Source organism: Tistlia consotensis USBA 355 (genome assembly GCF_900177295.1).
GTDB lineage: Bacteria > Pseudomonadota > Alphaproteobacteria > Kiloniellales > DSM-21159 > Tistlia > Tistlia consotensis.
This window is the reverse complement of sequence record NZ_FWZX01000073.1, coordinates 1-2,081: the sequence shown is the minus strand read 5'-3', so window position 1 is coordinate 2,081 and position 2,081 is coordinate 1. Positions and strand designations below refer to the sequence as shown.

At 72.1% G+C, this 2,081-nt stretch carries 6 protein-coding genes; all 6 read left to right on the top strand.

Annotation, left to right across the window (positions count from 1 at the left end):
- Positions 1–225: hypothetical protein (locus tag B9O00_RS33335; protein WP_159460395.1), on the top strand; the 225-nt coding region annotated here is incomplete at its 5' end.
- Positions 225–536, top strand: a complete 312-nt coding sequence (locus tag B9O00_RS32075; RefSeq protein ID WP_085127531.1) for a hypothetical protein — start codon at positions 225–227, stop codon at positions 534–536. The genes B9O00_RS33335 and B9O00_RS32075, both read left to right, overlap by 1 nt.
- Before the next feature lie 100 nt (positions 537–636).
- The gene (locus B9O00_RS32070; RefSeq protein ID WP_085127529.1) at positions 637–1,254 is read left to right on the top strand and encodes a DUF3164 family protein; all 618 of its coding nucleotides are present in this window, start codon (positions 637–639) and stop codon (positions 1,252–1,254) included.
- Between the two features lie 8 nt (positions 1,255–1,262).
- Positions 1,263–1,541, top strand: coding sequence for a hypothetical protein (locus B9O00_RS32065; protein ID WP_085127527.1), 279 nt, complete (start codon positions 1,263–1,265; stop codon positions 1,539–1,541).
- A 3-nt stretch (positions 1,542–1,544) separates the two neighbouring features.
- Positions 1,545–1,778: a hypothetical protein gene (locus B9O00_RS32060; protein WP_085127525.1), complete on the top strand. Its 234-nt coding sequence runs from the start codon at positions 1,545–1,547 to the stop codon at positions 1,776–1,778.
- Positions 1,771–2,013 (top strand): hypothetical protein, encoded by a 243-nt coding sequence (locus tag B9O00_RS32055; RefSeq protein ID WP_085127523.1) that lies wholly within the window; start codon positions 1,771–1,773, stop codon positions 2,011–2,013. Before B9O00_RS32060 ends, B9O00_RS32055 begins: the two co-directional genes overlap by 8 nt.
- The last annotated feature ends 68 nt before the right edge of the window (positions 2,014–2,081 follow it).

Here is a 2,081-nt window from a genome sequence, read left to right as displayed (position 1 = left end):
GTGGCCGTCGCGCGCGACCACATCCTCTGGCTCCAGCTGGCGGACCGCGAGGTCGGTGCGGCCCTGCTGCTCGCCAGCATGGGCATCCGCTGGCCCCACGCGCATGCGCCGAGCTGGACCGACGCCCTGCTGGTCATGGCGGCCTGGTGGGACGAGAGCCGGGCGGGCCGCCCCTACGTCCACGACCGGAAGGTGGTCGCGCTCCCGGACCGGAGGGCCGCCTGATGAGCGACCCCACGATCACCCGGGCACTGGCCGCCGCGGCACGCCAGGGGCTGTACGAGACCTCGGGCGGCCCTACCGAGCGCCTGGCGCTCCGCGACGCCGCCGCGGGCGGTGCGGTCCTGGCGCTTGCCCGCTACGCCCTGCTCCTCGAGGAGGCTCTGGCAGCGACGGCCACCGCCGACCGGACGCCGCTCTACGCCCCGGGGGAAGCCCTGCCGGGCGGCGAGCTGCCGGCCGAGGGCGAGCGCTGGGCGACGCCGGCGGAGATCGCCGCCTCCGCGCTCGCTCCGGCCGGGAGCGCTGCACCGTGAGCCGCATCGGCCTCCTCGCGCTGTCCGGCGCCCTGACCCCCTGCCGCCGCCGCCCATCGCGCCTGCGGCGCTTCATCACGGCCATCATCTGGAGACTGTCATGACCACCATCGAGATCCCCGCCGGCTTCATGCAGGACGCCGAAGGGCGCCTGGTGCCGGAGAGCGTCGTCAAGCCCGAGCACAAGCAAGAGGACCGGCTGGTACGCGAGCTGATCGAGGAGGCGCTCGGCGTCAGCGGGCAGCTCGCCGCCTTCCGGCAGCGCTCGTACCAGGACATCCAGGCGCACCTGCAGCTCGTCGCCGAGCAGTACGGCGTCACCCACGGCGGCAAGAAGGGGAACGTCAGCCTGACCAGCTACGACGGCACGCTGCGCGTCCAGATCGCGGTCGGCGAGTTCATCGACTTCGGTCCGGAGCTGCAGGTCGCGAAGCAGCTGATCGACGAGTGCCTGACGAACTGGAGCGACAAGGCGCCCGACGAGTTGAAGGCGATCGTCACCGATGCCTTCAAGGTCAACAAGGAGGGCAAGCTCGACAAGGATCGCATCCTCGGCCTGCGCCGCTTCAAGTTCGAGGACGGGCGCTGGCAGCGTGCCATGCAGGCGATCTCCGACAGCGTCCGGGTCACCCGGTCAAAGGAGTACATCCGCTTCTATCGCCGCCCCTCGCCGGATCAGGACTTCGTCCAGATCCCGCTGGCTCTCGCGAACGTGTGAGGGCAGCCATGACCAGCTATGCCTACTGCTGGCGGTCCGGCCAGATCGCGGTCGGGAAGAAGCGGCCGGACGGGACCCTGCCGATCGCCCACGGCCCGGAGACGACGCTGCGTCGCGCTCTGACCAAGCGCGCGCGCCTCGCCTACGACAACAGGACCTGGCTGGTGCCGGGCCTCCCCGAGGCGCCCGACGAAGACGCGGCGGTCCTGGCGCTGCGTCGGTTCGCGACGTTTCTGACGAAGGGCCACAAGAGCCTGTCGCCGGCCTTCGGCCAGGCGGAGGGCTGAGCGATGGCCGGTCTCCCGATCATCGTGAGCGAAGGCTCCCCGAAGTGGGTCGTGGACCTGCTGCGGGTGGCCGACGCCATCGCCGAGCTGGGTCCGATCCGCGCCGACTTCTTCGCCGAGGACGGCTTCCACCTGGACGGCCGGGCGGGGGTGCTGCCGCAGGAGCTGATCGACGCCGCCGTCGAGCGCCGGCGCCGTCGCGCCTCCAGCCGCCGGGAGGGCCGGGCCGATGGCTGAGACCCGCCGCTGCCCGGTCCCGGGCTGCAACGCCACGGTCGAGCCCGGGAAGCTGATGTGCCTGCGCTGCTGGCGGCAGGTGCCGCGGGCGATCCAGAGCCGTGTCTACGCGACCTGGAGGCAGTTCCTCAGTAGCCGCCGGGCGACGACTGAAGAGGCGAAGCTCCAGGCCCTGGGCGACTACAACGCCGCTCGCAGCGCGGCGATTTCCAGCGTGGTCGAGCAGCGGCCATGAGCGTCACCGAAACCCGGGCGCGAGAGCTGACGGCGCTGGTCGCCGGCTGCCTCGCCAGCTCTCCGGGC

Bases quoted from the DNA above. Each gene is read 5' to 3' on its own strand.
- B9O00_RS32075 (WP_085127531.1), top strand. From the start codon at position 225: ATGAGCGACCCCACGATCACCCGGGCACTGGCCGCCGCGGCACGCCAG.
- B9O00_RS32055 (WP_085127523.1), top strand. From the start codon at position 1,771: ATGGCTGAGACCCGCCGCTGCCCGGTCCCGGGCTGCAACGCCACGGTC.
- B9O00_RS32070 (WP_085127529.1), top strand. From the start codon at position 637: ATGACCACCATCGAGATCCCCGCCGGCTTCATGCAGGACGCCGAAGGG.
- B9O00_RS32065 (WP_085127527.1), top strand. From the start codon at position 1,263: ATGACCAGCTATGCCTACTGCTGGCGGTCCGGCCAGATCGCGGTCGGG.
- B9O00_RS32060 (WP_085127525.1), top strand. From the start codon at position 1,545: ATGGCCGGTCTCCCGATCATCGTGAGCGAAGGCTCCCCGAAGTGGGTC.